This window comes from Lunatimonas lonarensis, from assembly GCF_000390185.1.
GTDB classification, from domain to species: domain Bacteria; phylum Bacteroidota; class Bacteroidia; order Cytophagales; family Cyclobacteriaceae; genus Lunatimonas; species Lunatimonas lonarensis.
Genome location: NZ_AQHR01000054.1, coordinates 1 through 18,970 on the forward strand (window position 1 = coordinate 1; position 18,970 = coordinate 18,970).

Sequence of the window (18,970 nt, forward strand, 5' to 3'; positions counted from 1 at the left end):
ATTTGGCTCAAATTTGAGGGTTTTTGTGTACGTTAGTCAGAATTCTAAAAAAGAAGAATCTAATAATTAAATGACGGAAATTTTGTAAATTCGTCAAGGGATTAAAACTAAAACATATGTTTGCTGCAATCGAAATTGATAGGGTTAACCTAACGATCATGGGAGTGAAATTTTCAGATTTAAAGACATTAGAAAGCACGGCAAATGCTTTAGGAAGTAATATGTTTGAAGGTTTTAAACCTACGGCCAAAGGGGTTGAAATAATCAGGGATTATGTAGTAGGCAAAATTTCATTGGGTGAATTGGTGAGGTTTGCGGAAGAAAAGGCTTATGTCTGATTTTTATAAGTACATTGACTTTGATTATACTTATGTAGACCCCAAAACAGGAATTTTAAAAAATATTCTGGGAATTACAGACCCAGATGTACTACTTTTTGTTGAAAGTGGAGCCGTCACAAAAAGGCTTGAGGAACTTTACAACAATCCCATTAAGATTAAAGGGGTTGAAAACCTTTTTGATATTCACAAGCATTTATTTCAAGATATATATATCTGGGCTGGCAAAAAACGGATAGTGGAAATAAGTAAAGACGGAAAACAATTTTTTCCCACCACCCATTTTGATAATGCCAGTAACTACATTAATTCTTTGATAGCTGACTACAAGAAAATTCGAAAAAACAGAAGAAAAGAATTAGCAGAGAAGTTGGCAGAAATTTTAGATAATGTAAATTATTTTCACCCTTTTAGAGAAGGGAACGGACGTGCACAAAGAGAGTTTTTAAGGTTGTTGGCCTTGGAAAAAGGATTGATTCTGAACCTAAACCCTCCTGACAATAAAAGTGTGTATGAAAGATATATGAAAGGAACAATAGAGAGTGATTTGGTAACATTGAAAGAATTGATTTTTGAACTAATTGCCTAAAAAAAGAACAGTGCATAATCGAGTAGCCCGACCTGAGCTAACTAGCTCAGGTTGAGGCCATCACTATTTATCCCGACCCTCGGGACCACCGTAGTGCGACAAGAAGTCGCTTTGATAACTGTTTGACGTTCAATGAACGATTAAACCTTGTGTTCCATTACAAGTAGCCTATGGATACGTGCATTTCTGGCAACGGGATTGTGCGAAGCTATCCGGACAATATAGCCCGTAAAGGGATGCTGTGAAGAATACCTGTTGCGCACCAACGTCAGATGCGGGGGAGTTAGGCTTGATTGGTATGGTCAACATAGGTGAACTGCCATGTAAATGTCGTGACGTGTAGACAGCGAAAGACGGTGACACGCTGTGACCAAAACGGTAAGGGATATAGTTGGCAGGTTTTGCAAAGATCCCGATTTTCGGGACAGGTCGTACTTGCTCACCCTCCCCTTCCGGCCTCCAAATGCCGCAAAGCGTGCGTCCCCTTGGCATTCCCGTGCTCGGGCATATTCGTTGGAACCGGGGTTTGCAGTCTCGCTTCTAGCATATCCTGAGACTTCAGGACTTCCTCCCCCGCAGCCTGGCCTCCCGATACGCTCCGCTACCGGGACAGGCTCTCACTAAAAACTTCCACTGGAAGTTTTCTTTACGCTCGCTCCTCTCACGGCAAACCACCCCTGTGAAAAACAGGGCATGCTGTGCGAAAAGTGGTATATTTGAAGTTCTCCCGATAGCTATCGGGATCGTAGGTAGTTCAGTGGTAAAATCCCTGCCTGCGTATAGCTGAAAAACGTGTGTGTGCAGTAGCGGATTAGAAGCACTTTCCTTTCCGTTTAGCACAAAGTTCCTTAGAAGCAAAGACCCTCGATTTATCACTACACCCGCTATTGCCACATACACGCTGTTGGCAACTGGCTTTATTCCCACCATTCATTTATTTTCTTTTTTCCTTTACTTCGTTTAATGGCGTGATTTGGGATTTGGTTTTTCAGGGCAATGTCTAACCAACCTTTATTCCAATATTTTTCAGACACATTAAATTCACCAACTCCAATATCAAAGTCTTTATTTGCATTCGGAACTCTATAATCAGCCCAATTACAAATTTTACTATTCCCATTTGAATAGCTTTCCCAAATCCCAACAAAAGAATTGTTGAAATATCCATCTGAAAAGAACTCAATATTGTCATACTCTATCTGATTCTTTGAGTTCAAATACCATTTGGTGTAGAGTTTACCCTTAAAAATTCCGCTGTGATTTTGTTCCTTATTCTCTTTAAATTCGTAATCAGCAATTAAAATGCCTTGTGATTTAATTCCCTTGTTTGCGTATTCATCGTCAACTCCAAAGTGTAGCTTTTTAACTTCATAAATTTCAACCAAATTGATTGTCCCTTGAAAATCACAGATTGTTTCTTTAACATTTGACTTCCCTGAAATTGAATATTCATAAGGATTTTCTTGATTTTTCTTTGCAATTAAAAGCTTTATCCTAATTCGCTGGTGTTCATCCCCAATTATGCCATAAACTTCACTATTCTCTGTTTTCAACCAAATACTAGAAAAGTCGAATTGATTGTATTTATCCAAAACATTTTCTTGCTTCAACTCGCTACCGAGCATAAAGTCTTTCAGAAATTTTTTGTCAGTTTGAGCAAACAAAAAATTCGATAAAAAAAGTAATTTGATAGTTGTCTGTTTCATTTTAAGCTTGTTGCCAACTTCTTATTGGTCTGGTTTGCCCAGATCCTTCTCGCATTTTGTTCCTGGATTGGTCTGGTTTGGTTGCCTTCTATCTCGTCGACGCTTACAAGGTTATTCCTATCTCCCCCCATGGATCCCAACAACGTTCAGCGAGATCCGCTGCCGACAGCTACCGATAAAGATAGGGCTTATTTGCCGCCCAAAAAACACCCTGATCGGGGTAATTTTCGGGGCCTAATTGGCATTTTTATAGTTTTTGATTGGGAGTTAGGCTCCTTTTGGTTAGTTTTATCTGCCATTTTAACCGTTTTCCATATGTTACATCGTATCTGCTTGTCCCTTGTATTGCTTTGGGGGAGTTTCGCCCTCTCCTCCTGTGAGGAAACCATCGATGTGGTTCCAACAACTACCTATCAGTTGGAAATAGAAGAACTCACCGAAATTATCGCCATGGAATTGTTCCGGGAAATAACCACACAAAGTGCCGGAACGGATTCATACGGGCTGAGGACAGTCTACGATGGTGACAACGATTCCAATCAGATGAGCATTACCGGAAGTCCCTCAGGCCGGTTGGTTGCCTGTATTTTGCAACAAACGCCCTCCATCGATCAGCGACGACAAATCAGCCACTTGATGCAGGAGTTAACCGATTGCCGGTCCGAGGCTGTGAAGACATTCCGAACGGAGCGGGAAGCACTTTTTCAACGTTTGGAGCAGCAACGGCAGCAGGTGTTGGAAGCAGCGCAGAGCGGACAGTTGTCACGTGAGGAATATAACCGGCGAATTCTTCACCTTCGACAGCGGTTCGGTATTTTAATGGAGGAGCTTGGCGATCGCCATTTGTTGGCGGTTCGTCCTTGTGTGCGCACGATGGTCAGTGGCCTGCCCCAGGTACTCGGAAGTGCCAATTGGGAGAATTTCTACCTCTGCATGAGCGAATAATGTACGCTTGGCATTCCCTATTAAACAGGAATTCAGTTTCCTTAAAATAGCAATAAACGACACCATGTGCCTACCCTGTAAAATTACGCCTTTACCTGCGAATTAAAAAATGGTAAAAAAACAGATAAATCATCCAAGGCAAAATTCCCAGGAAACCAACATGACATGGGCGTATTGCCAAAAAAGGCGCTGGAATGACTCCAGCGCCCTGTGTAGCTGATAAACAAACCCCTGATGTATACTTAATACCCTGGGTTTTGAGGTAAAAGATTGGGATTTCTGAGAATTTCGCCCGCAGGCACCGGTAAAATGGCTTTGTTCCGGTCGGTAATACCCATCACCGAAGCCAGCCGGTCTGTTCGCACTAGATCAAACCACTCGTGCCCTTCAAAGCAAAGTTCTAACCTACGCTCTTTATATAGCGCGGTTCTAAAATCAGCAAGGTTGGCCGGGGCAATAGGCGCCAAACCAGCGCGCCTTCTCACTTCATTCAACAAGTCCACCGCTTCTTGGTTTGGATAAGAAGTCTCGGCTAGGGCTTCGGCCTTACTAAGAAGAACCTCCGCCAAACGGAACAAAATGACGTTATCGTCACGACTGCTAGTCCGAAAATACTTCCGCATGTAATTACCATTATTGGCAAAGCCAAAGGTGGCCTCCTTTCGGACATCTCCTGACTCGTACGCTTTGTAGATGTCAGGGTTTACCTCTATAACCCTGTTTCCCCCTAATGAACCGGGTAAAAAATTCGTTGCCAGATTGTTTTGTACCTGTGGATCATAGTTGATTTCCATGATGGATTCGTCCGAATTCTTGTTGCTGAACAAAGACTGGTAGGGAATAGTCAGCGTAGAACCTTTGGATCCCGTCACTCTGTTCGCATCCTGAATGGCTTGCGCATATTCCTTTCTGAATAGATAAATGCGGGTACCAAGCGCAAAGGCAGCGTTCTTGGTGGCTCGGGCCTTTGTAGCTAAGGCGGTTGGAAAGGATTCGGGCAGGTTTGCTTTGGCAAAATTTAAATCCTCGACAATCTGGGCGTATACCTGGGCCACCGGATCGCGAGAAACCTGTAGCGAGGGAATGTCAGGGCTTACAGTCGGTGTAGTGATGAGCGGCACATCCCCATAATTGCGCACCAGGTTAAAGTAGGTAAAGGCCCGTAAAAAGCGGGCTTCACCCAATACCTGATTTCTTCGCTGCTCGTCCATTCCCGGTATTTCGGGAACCCTTGCAATTACTACGTTTACACGATTAATTAACACAAAATGCTGGTTCCAATAGGTTTCATACCATGGATTATCGTCTAGAAACAGTAGGTTATTCATCTGCTCAAACTGTCGGTTAAGTGCCGTACCGACGGTATTTTTGGTCGGTAATTCAGGAAACACGACGTAGTTGAACCCTAATTCAGCCAACTGCCTGTACGCACCGATAATGGCTGCGTCTGCGTCAGACGGACGCACAAATAGCTGTTCGTTGGATACTGCATCCAAGGGTTCTTGGTCTACCACATTACAAGCCCATCCAAGGGCAAAAATGATAAGTAATTGATATACGATATTTTTCATGTGTCTATAATTTATTCTTTAACGGTCACAACTTGTCCCGGAATATCGGGATTCCCGCACGGTCGACTCCAGTCGGAAGGGAAATCCTTGCCTAACGGCGTACTGGTTTCATGTTTAATGGTCGTCCGGCTTTGCGTAATGTTCGATTTAGAAAGTTAGATTTAATCCCATGGTGTATGAACGTGCCTGAGGATAGGAGCTTAAGTCAAACCCTAACCTCGAATCATCCTCATACGCATTAACCTCGGGGTCATATCCACGGTACTGGGTGAATGTTAACAGATTCTGTCCTGCTAGGTAGATCCGTAGGTTGCTAACACCCAATTTTCTAAGCACTTCTCCTTGCATATTATAACCAAGTGAAATGTTTTTGATCCGTAGAAATGAGCCGTCCTGCAATACCCTATCCGAAACCGAACCGTTTCGATACGGGTCGCCCCAAGCCGCACGATGCAGGGTTGCTATATCTCCTGGTTGACGCCATCTCTCTCTGGCAAGGGTAGAGGAGTTAAACCAAGTATGCAGCCTTCCGTAGGAATACTCCGCTTGGTTGAAAATCTCGTTGCCATATACAAAATGTAAAAACACGGACGCATCAAAATTTTTGAATACAAAGGAATTCGTCAAACCCCCGATAAACTTAGGCTGTGCGCTACCTATTACCTGCACGTCCTCCGTTGTCGAGGCAAACGGTATATTGTTGTCGCCGTTCAGGTCATCAAAGATATAGTCACCGGTTTCCGGGTTCACTCCCAGGATCTTCCAACCGTAAAATGTCCCCAGTGGGTAGCCTTCCTTGACGATACTCGCATAACCATTAAATCCCAAAGGCCGGGGTCCACCTGGGAGATTTGTGACCTTGTTTCTATTGAAGGCGATATTGAAATCACTCGTCCAACGAAAATCATTACGATCCACATTTACCGTGTTCAACAAAACTTCAATACCCCTATTCTCCACATTCCCCACGTTTTGGAGGGAGCTGACAAATCCGGAGGTACGCGGCAGCAATACCTCCAGCAAGAGGCCGGAAGTCTTCTTAAGGTAAGCGTCCACGGTCAAATTAACCCTGTTTTTCAATAGACTGAAATCCACCCCGAGGTTTGTCTGTTCGGTGGTTTCCCAGGTCAGGTCAGGATTTGCCAGCTGGGTTGGTGCCAGACCACTTTGACCAATGTAGTTAAATCCACCACCGGAAAGACCGCGGGAGGTAAAGTTGCCGATTTCCTGGTTGCCGGTCCTTCCCCAGCTCGCCCTGAACTTCAAATCCTCTACCCAGCTTTTGTCCTGAAGGAAGGCTTCTTGGCCTAGGCGATAGGAAGCGGACACGGAGGGAAAGGTTCCATATTTGTTGTTTTCGCTAAACCTGGAAGATCCGTCTACCCGATAACTTGCTGCAAAGTTAAATTTATCCTTGTAGCCGTAGTTAAATCGACTGAAGTAGGAAACCAATCCCCAGCTGCTACCTGTTGACGAAGAGTTTTTGATGGAAGCAGACCCAAGGGTGGGAATACTCTCCAGCGCAAAGTTTGAGCCGGCTGAGATCGTGCGGCTAAAGACCGACTCTTGATTAGAATATCCCAACAGAGCGCTTATCCGGTGGTCTGAACCAATTTCCCGGGTAAAGTTCAACGTATTTTCATTGATCCAACCGATGTCTTGGGTATGGCTGTTAGTTCCGGTTCCGTTTGTTGTCCTACCCACCACCGTCAGGTTATTGGGTGGCACAAAGTAGATTTCCTCCAAGCTTAGGTAATCCACCCCAAACGTACTGCGCAGCGTCAATCCTTCGAGGATTTCGTAATCGATGTAAGTATTGCCCAACACCCGGTTGTTAAACGCTTCATTGGTTACCTGATCTGCAATAAGCAGGGGATTATCAATATTGCTGATATAGGGATCATTGGGGTTAAGGCTGCCATCCGGCAGGCGGGCAGGTACGGCCGGTGACTTCACAATGGCTACGGCAACGATACCTTGTCTGTCGCTGGTACTTACCCTATCGGTCTTTGACCGGTTTAGACTTAGGCTGACGCCTGCTTTTAGCCGTTCATTTATATGTTGGTCAAAGTTAAAGCGAAAATTGCCACGGCTGAATCCGCTTCCTATCACCACGCCCTGCTGGTCCAAGTAGCTGCCTGAAAGAAAATATTGCGAACGTTGGGTGCCTCCGGAAAGGGAAAGTTCGTGGTTTTGAATAGGCGAAGAACGAAAGATCTCATCTTGCCAATCGGTGGTTGGAAGTGCAGAGGGATCTGCGATGGGCTCTTGCCTGCCCACATTTCGGTTGGCCTCATTGATCAGCTCACCCCATTCAGGGCCATCCAAAAGCGGTATACGCTTGGCTACCTCCTGGAAACCATAATACATATTGTAGCTGATACGGGTAGATTCCGCCGCACCGCGTTTGGTAGTGATAATGATCACACCGTTCGATGCCCTTGAACCATAAATGGCAGCCGCTGAGGCGTCTTTCAATACCTCAATGGAAGCAATATCGTTCGGACTGATGTTGGCGAGTGGGTTTTGCTGCACCGATCCAGCCGCCGCACCACTGTAATTACCCGTATTGATCGGAATGCCATCCACTACATACAGTGGATCATTGCCACCGGTAATGGAACTGGCACCTCGAATTCTCACGGTAGACCTGCCACCTGGGGTACCCGAGTTCTGCGTCACATTGACGCCACTCACCCTGCCCTGCAACAGTTGCTCGGGACCGGTTATAGGCAGGTCAGCCAATTTTTTATCTCCAACGGATAGGGATCCAATGGCACTGGTAATGTCCTTTTTGCTCTGGGTTCCATAACCTACCACCACTACTTCATCCAAACTGCGGCTGTCCAAGGTCAAGGCAACATTGATCACCGACTGGTTGCCTACCACCACTTCCTGTACATTATAGCCAATAAAGGAAAACTGAAGTACCTCCCCAGCATTGACCGTGATACTGTAGCGGCCGTCAATATCGGTAGAAGTACCCCTAGCGGTGTTTTTAACGATCACCGTAGCTCCTGGCAGTGATTCGTTGGATGCTGCGTCGGTAACCCTACCGGTCACTACGACTTCCCTCATGGCACGGGTAGCTACTGGCTCAGACGAAGCCAACCGTACGAGCTGTTTCACGGTTATAGTTTCCCCAATCTGTTTGAAGTTAAGCTGCGCCTTTTGGCCAACCTCCTGTAGGACTTCCTCTAAATTACTTTCCAACGAAGCCAATTCGATACGTTGACTGGTGTCCAGCTTTCCTTCAAACACAAACTTGAACTTGCTCTGCCGTTCAATCGTACGGAAAAACCCCGCCAGGGTATCCGTATTCTTCACCAAGGTAATCTTGGTATCCTTCATTATCTGGGCATCTGAATGAATGGCCCAAACTACGCCCGAACCCACATAAAATAGGATTCCGATCATGCACATGTGTAGGGTTATCCTCATAAGAAGGACGGGTAACTTTTTTTTCATAATTTTGTAAAGGTTAGTTTGTTACTGATTTCCGAATGGAACTCTGCTGACCGTCGGAGTGGCGCTATGCCAGTAGCGTCACTCCATTAGCAGTTTCCGTCTTTTGCCGTAAGTCTTTTTCCTGTTAGTTCATAGCTTATTCCGGTTGCATACGTTATTGATTCCAATATTTCCTTTAAAGACATCTGGGAATAGGTTCCCGTTATTCGGCAGCGCCCGTTTACCGCTTGAATATCCAGGTGCTCCAACCCATACCACCGCTGCAGTGCGAAAAACACCTCCTTAATGGGCTGCTGCTTGAAGATGATGGTTCCATCTACCCAAGCAAAGGCTTCCTCTGGGTTGATGCGGCGCACCCTGCCAAACTCCTGCGAAGCGGCTACCTCCAGGGCTTCATTGACGTGAAGCTCCTGTAGCCGTGTCGTCTCCGATACATCCTTTACCGAAACCCTGCCCGACTTTACGGCAATATATTGTGGTTCACCCTCAAAAGCCCTCACGGAAAAAGATGTGCCCAACACCTTTGTCTCAAGACCCACCGTATGTACCACAAAGGGGTGGATGCTGTCTGGCTTTACATCAAAAAATGCCTCGCCTTCCAACTGGATGATGCGGTTTTCCGAGAACCTACGATGAATACCCAGCGCACTACCTCCATTCAGGTACACGGTAGAGCCATCTGATAGGGTAATGGTTCGTCGGACACCATAGGGGTTTTCCACCCGTTCAAATGGCTGTTCATACAAAACCTGCAATTCCGTACCCACCGAGGACTTGCGCCATACCCCACCAAACCAGCCAAAAAAGAGCAACACTGCAGCAGCTGCCCACCCGGCGGCCTGAATAAATCTACGCCTATCAGGCCGCAAACCTACCTTTCTTTTCAGCGAATGAAAGTTGGGACTGGGCCAGCGAGCAGGAGCAAGGTGAGGAATTTCTTCTTCGCGATCCAAGTACCATTGGTCCAATTCCACGCGCTCAGCAGCGGTTAGATTGCCTCTTAACTCCTTTCCAATCAATTCCGCTATTCGATCGGGTACCTTCATTTGATGCCGTTTATAGTAAGTGCAAAAAGGAAGGCCTTACTACCCTCCGGAAACGAAAAAAATAATAGCTTTTTCAAAAGAAAGAATTACCTGGAGGTAATACGGAGCCAATCCGTGGTTTCACGGCCTAGAGAAAATGAAAAATAAGGATACAGGCCCACCAAAAAATAAAATGCTTCAACTCCGCTTTGATGAAGGTCAAGCTTTGGTATATCTTATTGTGTACAGTTTGAGGGGAAAGCTGAAGCTTTTCTGCGATTTCTTGGGCACTCAGTTGGCCAAAGCGGCTGAGTTTAAAAATCTCCCGTTGCCTCGGGGGCAATTTCTCAACTACCACCTCAATCCGATGGTAAATTTCCTCGAATGAAAGTACATCGGTCTCGTCCCTCATCCGGTCGATAAGCCCTGAACTTTCCAGATCACAAGACCGCTGCCTAAGGTCTATCACCCGATACACTTGGTACTTTACAGCTGTGAGCAAATAGGCCTTCACACTACTGTGTACAGAAATGGTTTTTCGTTTATTCCAAATATCGACAAAAATATCCTGTACCAAATCTTCACAGGCAGACATGTCTCCCAACCGCACATAGGCCTGTTTGATCAACTGGTCCCAATACCTATGGTATAGCTTCTGAAAAGCCCGAACATCGTCCAACCCGATCAATGAAAGCAGTTCCTTATCCGTGTCAAGCATGTATGTTGATGGTTTTTCGATGACAAGATAGTTGCAAATAGTCTAGCTGCGGTCAACAATACGTTTATGAAATCATTAACTCTGATCATTTCCCAATACCGGGGATGATTTCCAGCCACTTTATGCGTATAATAAACCAAATCAGTTAAATTGAACTTGCATGCAGGTTTGTCTACACGCCGCACGTACAAATCTTTGAGCCAAAGAAAGATCAATGTTTCCGGGATTAAGGTACGCATTTTAAAAAGCATATCCATTTGACTTGTTGAAAAACTACGGCAAAAAAATCAGGTATCCAACTTATCACCTTCCAAAAATTAATAAAATAACCTCTATAGTTATACAAAAAATACGCGTTAACGCAAAGTTCTTAAGGCACGAACCTTTCCATCTTCGTACTCCCTCAATTTTCCCAAAATACACTAACTTGTGCCAATAACACCAATCGATAACCCATGCCGCCAATCCCAACCTTCCTGTTATGTCTTTTCGCACTCCTTTTGCCTGTCTTGGGTTTTGCCCAACCTACACCGGCACCGGGGTTTCACCTTACGGCAGGACCATGGGAGTCGCGGGAGGTTTCCCAAGCGCAGCTGCTGGAGGTAATCGAAGCCACTTGTAAGGTGGCCGCCCGTTTTCAAAACGACCTGGGAGCGATCGTAGACCCCTACCTTGGCAGGGAGCATCAATATGCTACACCGTATTTTGCCTATGCCGTGGGCACCTTGCTGCATGCGGGTAGAGGAAAGGAACTCAGGGATGCCGGAATCCGTGCGATGCAACACAGCCTATACTGTCTCGGTAAGGGTAGCCAGGAAATACCCGATGCCCATGGCGAATTCTATCTCGCTCCCCTTGCGAAGGCTCTCTCCCTTTACCAACCATTTATCGGAATGCAACAGTATTCGCAGTGGGAGGAAATCATGCGTACGCCGCTGGAAACGATCATGGAAAACCAAGAAGGACGTATCAACAACTGGCGAACCTACGCCATGAAAGGCGAGTGGGACAGGGCAAAACTTGGGCTGGTGGATCGAGGGGAGGCAACGGCCTTTATCGAGAAAGCCTGGCTGCAACAGACACAGCGGGCCCGCATCCTGACCGACAAGTACAACTTATACCAGGATTGGAGCTCCGATCCTCAATCGTTGGCAGTAGAGGCCGTCGGCAGAGGCAATTTGTTGGGACTGGTACTCGAAGGGTACGATGGCCCCTCTGCTTCTGAAATAGAAAAAGCCGTTTTCAACGGTACCCATGCCACCCTTTACCTTCAATCGCCCGATGGACAGGCTCCTGCCAACGGAAGAACTGACAATCACGTCTTCAATGACGTGCTATACTTTCTTTCCTTCGAAGCCATGGCCAACGTGCATTGGAACCGAGGGGAACGCAGGGTGGCAGGTCAATACAAACAAGCGGCAAACCTAGCCTTTCAAAGTATTTTACGGTGGCAGCGATCAGACCCGGACTGGACAGGATCCTTTTCGATTACCAAGAACTTCTTCGATCATGCCGATCGGATTGGATACCAGCCGGCCAGTCAGTGGGGCAACTATACCGGAACACTAATCTATCACCTGGCAGAAGCATGGCATATACGGAACACCGAGATTCCTCCAGTTCCTACTCCCTCGGAGTTGGGCGGCTTTGTATTGGAAACAGATCCCAAATTCGGCACCCTGACGGCCAATGCCGGCGGATTGCAGGTGGTCGTTAACCTTCGCGGTGCCAGCATCCCAAAATATGGGCAAAGCTGGACTCCGTTGGGAACCATCCGAATCAGCAAATCGGGCTGGGATGCCCGACTCGGTCCATCGGATGGTATCCATGACCTAACAGCGGGAACCCCCTTTCAGCTACAGACCCCGGCAGGCGAAACACTGGACAATTACCGCTATCAAAGTGCCGTTACCTTGGGACCTGAGTGGGTGGAAAGAACCCATTGGGTTCGAATAGGCGACCTTCCTGCCAACTACCAGGCCATTCCCGAGGTACACTTTGTCCACCCCCTACTTGTGAGATTTTCTGTACATTATACCTACGTGACCGGCAGAGGAGGCACCTATTTTACCCAGGATTTTATTCTTACCCCTGATGCGGTGGTCACAGGCCTGAGACCACTCCAACCTTCGAAATTCGGCTTGACGGTGCCGCTTTTGGAAAACGATGGGCGTCCTCTCGAAATCGAGGTATCCGACCGAATGGCCAGTACCAAGTATCCGGATTCAGAGGACTCCCAGCATTTCATTGCCCTCAATAAGCAGGTACACATAGATCAGTCTGCTCCGTCCCTGCAAAGCAGCGTGGGATGGTTGAAACCCCTTCGGTTTTCTACCGAGGAACCACAGGTGGATATAGTTATCTATCCCCGAAAAGGGACCGACCCCTTGGCGGAATCGGTGGCAGCCGGTTTTCGATGGACTTCCGATGGGTTTGAATCTCCGTTGGGCAAGGTGTTCGACACTACCTACCTGGGTCGCTGGTCGGGCGGGGGAAGCGGAAAAACGTTGGACCTAAACCAAGATGGCAAGCCGGATCTGGTTTTCGATGAGATCTGTAACTTTGTGGTAAGGCATCACGAAGGAACCCCAACGGCCGTGGAATCCGATCGGGACGTACGTGTCTACATAAGTGGCAATACCTATTCCTTACGAGCATTTGTCCCGCTATTTCTAAAATGAGTACTTTTGACCAGTAATTAACCCAATGAACCATACTTTATGAAAACTCTAATCAGTTTGCTTGTATTGGCTTTGCTTACCAGCAGCCTTTCGCTGGCCCAGCAGTATCAGCGATTACCTGCCGATATCCTATTGGACCGTCTCAAGCCTGCCTCTGGAAAAATCCGGGCGGTGATCGATACCGATACCTATAATGAAATTGATGACCAATTTGCGGTAGTATATGCCCTTCTGGCAAGGGAAAAAATCGAGTTGGAAGCTATTTATGCGGCTCCGTATCTGAACAACCGATCCACCAGCCCAGCCGATGGCATGGAGAAAAGCTATGAGGAAATACTGCGTCTACTGGAAAAACTTGACATGAAGCCTCCAGGACCTGTGCTGAAGGGCTCTGACTCATTTTTGGAAAGCTATTCGGCACCGATCCAAAGCCCTGCAGCCGAGGATCTGATCAGGCGGGCCAAATCCTCTGCGGAACCTCTGTATGTCCTCACGCTGGGCGCGCCAACCAATGTCGCATCAGCCATTTTGATGGATCCGAGCATTATTCATAATATTGTTATTGTCTGGCTAGGCGGAAAGGGTCTCAACTGGCCCTTCGCCACGGAATTTAACCTGATGCAGGATCTGTTGGCCTCAAAAGTCATGTTTGACTCAGGGGCACCGCTGATTCAGCTACCTACGGAGCCTGTAACCTCTCATCTGCTCACCAGCGTGGCTGAAATTGAGGTTTACCTAAAAGGCCAAGGTGCCATCGGCGATTACCTCGTAGAGATATTCAAGGGTTACAACAAAGGAGACCCTTTTGGCTGGTCCAAAGTAATTTGGGACATTGCCGTGATCGCCTACATCGTGAATCCAGGTTGGTTTCAAACCGAGATACGGCACAGCCCCTTGCTGACGGATCAATTCACCTATAGCGTTGACCATAGAAGGCATTTTTATAGGGTGGCAACCCACCTTAACCGGGATCGGATATTCGGCGATTTATTCAAACGGATTCATCAGCATGCCTCCAAATAGACCAATCTGCCCAATCACCTGGCCCATATTGCCGGGTGAGGGCAGAAAGGCTGGAAACTTATGCGCTTTTTGAAACCTCAGATCCAACCTTTCCCCTTAATTTTGGGTTCTCATCACCAAAAGTCTAACCTTCTATGAAATCCAGCTACCAAGTGCCCTTCCTTATTTTCCTTGCGATACCGACAATGTTCCTAACTGGCTGTGGTAGGGTTTTGGAGGCAGGATCGATCGACCTCGGGGCCTGGAAAAATGACCGTTTTGCCTGCAAGGGTCTGCGGTTGGAACATGTTGAAGAACTTAAGGAAATCAAGAACACCTTTCTGGCAAGTACCAACCAGACAATTATCAAAACATTTGGACGTCCTGACCGCGTGGAATTGGCTGACAGAAGTCAAAGTTTCTTCATTTATTACCTGGAGCCGGCGGAAGAATGCGGCGAAGGCACAAAAAAAGAACCCCTCAAGGTTCTTTTTCGATTGAATGCCATCAATAAAGTAAGCGAAGTGACCGTCACTACGCTCAATCCATAAAGCAAAGTGCTGCTGCTCCCAGTACCCCGGCATTGTTTTCCAACGTAGCCCGCTTTAGGATAAAATTATCCAGGTAGTATGGAGATAAGTAGGTCTTGATGGTATGCTGAAGGGAAGGCAAGATATGGGGTAGTCCTGCGGATATGCCCCCGCCAAAATAGACCTCCGTAACATCGAGAATTCGGACAGTCGATACGATCGCCTCTCCCAATATCTCTCCCACCTCTTTGAACACGGCGAGCGAAACTTCATTTCCCGCATTGGCCGTGCGTACGAGCAAGTGCATGCCAAGTTCTTCGGAAGCAAGATCTCCTACCACGTCGGGCATTTCCTGCATTTTTCGTTTGATGATCTTGATGATTCCCTTTCGGCCAATGAGAACTTCCAGGCGGGTGTTTTCCCTAGAAAGCATGTGCCCCATTTCCATCGCGTTTCCCCTGACTCCTTTGAAAACCTCCCCGTCCATGATCAAGGCACTTCCGATACCCGTTCCCAGCGTAATGAACAGGTAATTGCCCGATGTCTTTTCGCTTCCGAAGTGGTACTCTCCAACAGCCGCTGCACTCGCGTCATTTTCCAGGTGAAACCCTATGGTCGGATATTTTTCCTTTAACGCATAGCCTAGGCCAAATCCGTTCAATTCACCGATTGCAGGAATCTCCAGGGTAGTATTTCGGTCCTTGCTGACCAATCCCGGAAGACCTATCCCTACGTGTTCCACATCGGGATACTTTTTCAGGTAGGCACCGACCACATCCACAAAGGCCTCGTTGAACCCCTTGGGGTCGTTACGGAGCAGATTGGTATCCTCCTTGTGAAATTCGACGATCTCCCCGTTGGTTTTGACCAATCCTATTTTTACATAAGTACCGCCAACATCGATGCCCAAAAAGTACTTAGATTCTATATCTGTCATATTGCTATCGCTTCATTTAATTTGCTAAAATACTAAAGAGAAATATTCATTGCGAAAAAATACGTGCTTATTCTTCCTCGACCAACAAAATTCCGTTTTCCTGAATGAGGATTCTATTTTGTTTATACAATTGACCAATGGATTGCTTAAAATGCTTCTTGCTCATGCCAAGCACCTTGCGAATATCGTCAGGGTCAGATTTGTCGTGCAAGGGCAGGAACCCGGTCTTAGACAATTCTTTCAGCACTTGCTCACAGCCTTCGTCGTACTTCTGTCTGCCCATGGGGGTCAGGAGTAAGTCCAGCTTGCCGTCTTCGCGTACCTTCTTGATAAATGCGCGCACCTTGTCCCCTACTTCGATCGGAGAAAACACCTCATTTCGGTACAGAAGTCCCTCAAAGCTGTTTTCGATCAGCACCTTAAGCCCAAGATCTGTCTCTTCAAAAACTAACGCCAGTACCTCTTGGCCGGGTTGATAGCCCCGGGTATCCTCCAACAAAAAATCCCTGTACTTGGACACCCCTATCAACCGGTTGGTCCGGTAATCCACACACACGCGGACCAGGTATTTTTTTCCCCGCTCCATGGGGCTGAGCATCTCTGCCTTGGGAACAAACAGGTCTTTCAACAGGCCCCAATCCATAAAGGCACCAAACTTGGTAACTTCCTTGGCTTCCATCACCGCAAATTCATCCAACATGGCCACCGGCCGCTCTTTTACTGCTACGGGGCGATCTTCGCTATCCGTATAAATAAAAACCTCCTGCTCGTCTCCTTCCTTTTCGTCTCCCCGCAGGTATCCCTTGGGCAGCAATACTTCTCCCCCATCCGATAAGGTAAGGTAGGCACCGTTGTCTGTAAAGCGTGCAATGGGCAAGGTGGATATGACTCCTAGTTCTTCCATGAATGTTATTGATGATGTTAAAAAACGTAAAGGTACGAAAAAATCACATGCCCCATTCCAGGGATTGTTTTTTATAAACTCCAAGAATCTGCCCGATAACGATTGTATTCGTTGAAGAATGCTACCACAAAAATGTGATTTTTTTCAACTGAACCTCTGCATTTTTTAGTGAATTTGTCTTTACTTGCGCACCGAAAGTAAGACCTTAACCACGTTGCATGGAAAATTTTATATATGGTTTAAACGATATTGTCTGGAGTAATGCCCTGATTATTCTGTGTTTGGGTGCAGGTGTCTACTTTTCGATTGTAACGCGTTTCCTGCAGATTACCCATTTTCGGGAAATGGTGCGTCTGCTTTTCGGGGGCAAATCCTCCGAACGCGGCGTCAGCTCTTTTCAGGCTTTTTCGATTGCCATATCGGGCAGAGTCGGTACCGGAAACATCGCGGGCGTGGCAACCGCCATTGCCATGGGCGGCCCGGGCGCGATCTTCTGGATGTGGGTAATCGCTTTTTTAGGCTCCTCTTCGGCCTTTATTGAGGCTACCTTGGGACAGATCTTCAAAGAAATCAAAGGGGGACAATACCGGGGCGGGCCTGCATACTATATTGAAAAAGGATTGGGGATTAAGTGGTACGCCATGCTGTTTGCTTTTGCCACAATTCTTAGTACGGCCTTCTTCCTTCCGGGAGTTCAGAGTAACAGTATAGCACTCAGCGTGGAAAACGCTTTTAATATTCCCGTAGAAATCACCGGGGTCACAATCTGCATTTTCTTGGCACTTGTCATTTTTGGTGGGGTAAAACGAATCGGTAAAGTCGCCCAATTTGTCGTACCCTTTATGGCTGCTATCTATATATTCATGGCCATTGTGATCATGATCATCAATATCACGGAAATTCCCGCAGCGATACGGCTTATTTTTGCCTCAGCCTTTAATCTGGAAGCTACGTTTTCCGGCGTATTTGGAATGGCGCTGGCGTGGGGAATCAAACGGGGCATCTACAGCAATGAGGCCGGACAGGGCACCGCCCCACATGCAGCCGCGGCAGCCGAGGTGTCACACCCCGTAAAGCAGGGATTGGTGCAGGCATTTTCCGTGTATGTAGATACGTTGTTTATTTGCACGGCTACCGCTTTTATGATTCTCTTTACCGGCCAATACAATGTGGTGGATCCAGAGGGAGGATTCTTGGTTGAAAACCTGCCCGGCGTATCCATAGGGCCGGAGTATACACAATTCGCCATCAGCGAGCATTTCCCGACCATTGGATCGGGATTCGTAGCGCTATCGCTCGTGTTTTTTGCTTTCACCACGATCATGGCCTACTATTACATCGCAGAGACGAACCTCAGCTATTTACAGAAGGATGGCAAACGACGCTGGCCGGTAACGGTTCTTCGTGTTTTGATTATCGTGGCCACCTTTTACGGAACCATTCGCACCGCCGAATTGGCCTGGACACTTGGTGACATAGGTGTGGGAATCATGGCCTGGCTAAATATCATCGCCATCTTTTTGCTTCGGAAACCAGCCTTGGACGCACTCAAAGACTATCAGGAACAAAAAGCAAAAGGCTTGGATCCGTCGTTCAACTCGGACACCTTGGATATCGCCCATACAGAGGAGTGGGACAAGATCGACGACTAGAGGCTAGCCAAAGCGTTGCTGAAAATCCTTTCTATAGGCCATAGGGGTCACACCCATGCGGTCCTTAAACTGCCGGTTAAAATTTGAAAGTGTATTGAATCCTGATTCATAACATATCTCACTGATATTCAAAGATTCTTCATGTAACAGCTTACATGCGTGGCCAATGCGCACATCCGCCAAAAAATCCGAGAACGATTTATTCATACGGGATTTGAAATAGCGGCTGAAGGAACTTGCGGTCATATTGGTGAGGGCAGCTACTTCTTCCAGCATGATGCCCTGCGAAAATCGCTCCATCACATATTCGTACACCTGGCTCATGCGATCTTCTTCCGAGGCCTTGTTCAGGTTGATGTAACCGGCCTGCACGATCGGGTGGCATTCTTTAGAGCTGGCCATTAACCGCAGTATTTCAAAAAGGCAGATCACACTGTCCAAACCCTTTAGGCTGACCAGTTCTTTCATCAGAACCCGTAGCTTACTGTTGGTCTCGCCAGTTACTTCCAGCCCCCTTGCCCCCCTTGCGAGGAGCTGCCCAAGCGATTCGAACTCCTCCTTTTCGATCAATTGCCTGCCTATAAAATCTTCCGGGAAATAGACGACGATTCCGTGGGTTCTTTTCTCGCTTCCCCGAGCGAAATACGATTGGTCGTTGCGCCACAGGTGAGGTAAATTGGGACCAGTAAAAACTAGGTCAAATTCCCGAAATGCCTGCATGTGGTCGCCGACAAATCGGGTTCCCCTACCTTCCAGCACCAGGAACAATTGGTATTCGGGGTGGAAGTGCCAGTTTTTGTCAAAATGGGGAGCTATAAGCTCTTTTACCACGAAGGCTTTACTCTCGGGTATTCTGGTTTTTTGAAAGGGTCTCTTCATTTTCCTAACAATATTTGCACAAAAT

Annotated in this window: 16 protein-coding genes; 7 read left to right on the forward strand and 9 right to left on the reverse strand. The window is 47.0% G+C overall.

What is annotated here, in order from left to right; all coding sequences use genetic code 11:
• Nucleotides 1-116 precede the first annotated feature (116 nt).
• Nucleotides 117-338 carry an antitoxin VbhA family protein gene (locus ADIS_RS08930; protein WP_010854126.1) on the forward strand — a complete coding sequence of 74 codons (222 nt, stop codon included), beginning with the start codon at nt 117-119 and terminating at the stop codon, nt 336-338.
• Nucleotides 331-927 (forward strand): Fic/DOC family protein, encoded by a 597-nt coding sequence (locus ADIS_RS08935; RefSeq protein ID WP_010854127.1) that lies wholly within the window; start codon nt 331-333, stop codon nt 925-927. Before ADIS_RS08930 ends, ADIS_RS08935 begins: the two co-directional genes overlap by 8 nt.
• A gap of 558 nt (nt 928-1,485) precedes the next feature.
• Here ADIS_RS08935 and ADIS_RS08940 read toward each other — a convergent pair.
• Entirely contained in the window at nt 1,486-1,857 is a 372-nt protein-coding gene (locus ADIS_RS08940; RefSeq protein WP_035805346.1) for a hypothetical protein, read from the reverse strand.
• Nucleotides 1,845-2,633 (reverse strand): hypothetical protein, encoded by a 789-nt coding sequence (locus ADIS_RS08945; RefSeq protein ID WP_010854128.1) that lies wholly within the window; start codon nt 2,631-2,633, stop codon nt 1,845-1,847. Before ADIS_RS08945 ends, ADIS_RS08940 begins: the two co-directional genes overlap by 13 nt.
• A 315-nt stretch (nt 2,634-2,948) precedes the next feature.
• Here ADIS_RS08945 and ADIS_RS08950 point away from each other — a divergent pair, with 315 nt between their 5' ends.
• Nucleotides 2,949-3,578, forward strand: a complete 630-nt coding sequence (locus tag ADIS_RS08950; RefSeq protein WP_155907327.1) for a hypothetical protein — start codon at nt 2,949-2,951, stop codon at nt 3,576-3,578.
• A 242-nt stretch (nt 3,579-3,820) separates the two neighbouring features.
• On the opposite strand, the gene ADIS_RS08955 is transcribed toward ADIS_RS08950, so the two are convergent.
• The 4 genes from ADIS_RS08955 to ADIS_RS08970 form a co-directional block, all read right to left on the reverse strand.
• Nucleotides 3,821-5,149: a RagB/SusD family nutrient uptake outer membrane protein gene (locus ADIS_RS08955; protein ID WP_010854132.1), complete on the reverse strand. Its 1,329-nt coding sequence runs from the start codon at nt 5,147-5,149 to the stop codon at nt 3,821-3,823.
• A gap of 147 nt (nt 5,150-5,296) precedes the next feature.
• Nucleotides 5,297-8,617 carry a SusC/RagA family TonB-linked outer membrane protein gene (locus ADIS_RS08960; RefSeq protein ID WP_051113291.1) on the reverse strand — a complete coding sequence of 1,107 codons (3,321 nt, stop codon included), beginning with the start codon at nt 8,615-8,617 and terminating at the stop codon, nt 5,297-5,299.
• 86 nt (nt 8,618-8,703) lie between these two features.
• On the reverse strand, nt 8,704-9,663 hold the full coding sequence (locus ADIS_RS22290; protein ID WP_010854134.1) for a FecR family protein: 960 nt from the start codon (nt 9,661-9,663) through the stop codon (nt 8,704-8,706).
• Between the two features lie 127 nt (nt 9,664-9,790).
• Complete coding sequence (locus tag ADIS_RS08970; protein ID WP_010854135.1) at nt 9,791-10,360, reverse strand: RNA polymerase sigma-70 factor; 570 nt, start codon at nt 10,358-10,360, stop codon at nt 9,791-9,793.
• Nucleotides 10,361-10,815: 455 nt separating this feature from the next.
• Between ADIS_RS08970 and ADIS_RS08975 the strand changes: the two genes are divergently transcribed.
• The 3 genes from ADIS_RS08975 to ADIS_RS08985 all read left to right on the forward strand — a co-directional run bounded on the left by ADIS_RS08975 (nt 10,816) and on the right by ADIS_RS08985 (nt 14,594).
• Complete coding sequence (locus tag ADIS_RS08975; RefSeq protein ID WP_010854136.1) at nt 10,816-13,041, forward strand: hypothetical protein; 2,226 nt, start codon at nt 10,816-10,818, stop codon at nt 13,039-13,041.
• Between the two features lie 39 nt (nt 13,042-13,080).
• Complete coding sequence (locus ADIS_RS08980) at nt 13,081-14,064, forward strand: nucleoside hydrolase (protein ID WP_010854137.1); 984 nt, start codon at nt 13,081-13,083, stop codon at nt 14,062-14,064.
• A gap of 134 nt (nt 14,065-14,198) precedes the next feature.
• Nucleotides 14,199-14,594 (forward strand): hypothetical protein, encoded by a 396-nt coding sequence (locus tag ADIS_RS08985; protein ID WP_035805349.1) that lies wholly within the window; start codon nt 14,199-14,201, stop codon nt 14,592-14,594.
• On the opposite strand, the gene ADIS_RS08990 is transcribed toward ADIS_RS08985, so the two are convergent.
• Both ADIS_RS08990 and ADIS_RS08995 read right to left on the reverse strand, forming a co-directional pair.
• Nucleotides 14,584-15,510: an ROK family protein gene (locus ADIS_RS08990; RefSeq protein ID WP_010854140.1), complete on the reverse strand. Its 927-nt coding sequence runs from the start codon at nt 15,508-15,510 to the stop codon at nt 14,584-14,586. The genes ADIS_RS08985 and ADIS_RS08990 overlap by 11 nt on opposite strands.
• A gap of 67 nt (nt 15,511-15,577) precedes the next feature.
• Nucleotides 15,578-16,414, reverse strand: a complete 837-nt coding sequence (locus ADIS_RS08995; RefSeq protein ID WP_010854141.1) for a CvfB family protein — start codon at nt 16,412-16,414, stop codon at nt 15,578-15,580.
• Between the two features lie 218 nt (nt 16,415-16,632).
• Here ADIS_RS08995 and ADIS_RS09000 point away from each other — a divergent pair, with 218 nt between their 5' ends.
• Nucleotides 16,633-18,066: an alanine/glycine:cation symporter family protein gene (locus ADIS_RS09000; RefSeq protein WP_010854142.1), complete on the forward strand. Its 1,434-nt coding sequence runs from the start codon at nt 16,633-16,635 to the stop codon at nt 18,064-18,066.
• A 3-nt stretch (nt 18,067-18,069) separates the two neighbouring features.
• On the opposite strand, the gene ADIS_RS09005 is transcribed toward ADIS_RS09000, so the two are convergent.
• Nucleotides 18,070-18,945: an AraC family transcriptional regulator gene (locus tag ADIS_RS09005; protein WP_035805351.1), complete on the reverse strand. Its 876-nt coding sequence runs from the start codon at nt 18,943-18,945 to the stop codon at nt 18,070-18,072.
• Nucleotides 18,946-18,970 lie beyond the last annotated feature (25 nt).

Coding starts and splice junctions, on each gene's coding strand:
- ADIS_RS08930 (WP_010854126.1), top strand. CDS start 117: ATGTTTGCTGCAATCGAAATTGATAGGGTTAACCTAACGATCATGGGA.
- ADIS_RS08940 (WP_035805346.1), bottom strand. CDS start 1,857: ATGGTGGGAATAAAGCCAGTTGCCAACAGCGTGTATGTGGCAATAGCG.
- ADIS_RS08945 (WP_010854128.1), bottom strand. CDS start 2,633: ATGAAACAGACAACTATCAAATTACTTTTTTTATCGAATTTTTTGTTT.
- ADIS_RS09005 (WP_035805351.1), bottom strand. CDS start 18,945: ATGAAGAGACCCTTTCAAAAAACCAGAATACCCGAGAGTAAAGCCTTC.
- ADIS_RS08985 (WP_035805349.1), top strand. CDS start 14,199: ATGAAATCCAGCTACCAAGTGCCCTTCCTTATTTTCCTTGCGATACCG.
- ADIS_RS08970 (WP_010854135.1), bottom strand. CDS start 10,360: ATGCTTGACACGGATAAGGAACTGCTTTCATTGATCGGGTTGGACGAT.
- ADIS_RS08950 (WP_155907327.1), top strand. CDS start 2,949: ATGTTACATCGTATCTGCTTGTCCCTTGTATTGCTTTGGGGGAGTTTC.
- ADIS_RS08990 (WP_010854140.1), bottom strand. CDS start 15,510: ATGACAGATATAGAATCTAAGTACTTTTTGGGCATCGATGTTGGCGGT.
- ADIS_RS22290 (WP_010854134.1), bottom strand. CDS start 9,663: ATGAAGGTACCCGATCGAATAGCGGAATTGATTGGAAAGGAGTTAAGA.
- ADIS_RS08975 (WP_010854136.1), top strand. CDS start 10,816: ATGCCGCCAATCCCAACCTTCCTGTTATGTCTTTTCGCACTCCTTTTG.
- ADIS_RS08960 (WP_051113291.1), bottom strand. CDS start 8,617: ATGAAAAAAAAGTTACCCGTCCTTCTTATGAGGATAACCCTACACATG.
- ADIS_RS08980 (WP_010854137.1), top strand. CDS start 13,081: ATGAAAACTCTAATCAGTTTGCTTGTATTGGCTTTGCTTACCAGCAGC.
- ADIS_RS08955 (WP_010854132.1), bottom strand. CDS start 5,149: ATGAAAAATATCGTATATCAATTACTTATCATTTTTGCCCTTGGATGG.
- ADIS_RS08935 (WP_010854127.1), top strand. CDS start 331: ATGTCTGATTTTTATAAGTACATTGACTTTGATTATACTTATGTAGAC.
- ADIS_RS08995 (WP_010854141.1), bottom strand. CDS start 16,414: ATGGAAGAACTAGGAGTCATATCCACCTTGCCCATTGCACGCTTTACA.
- ADIS_RS09000 (WP_010854142.1), top strand. CDS start 16,633: ATGGAAAATTTTATATATGGTTTAAACGATATTGTCTGGAGTAATGCC.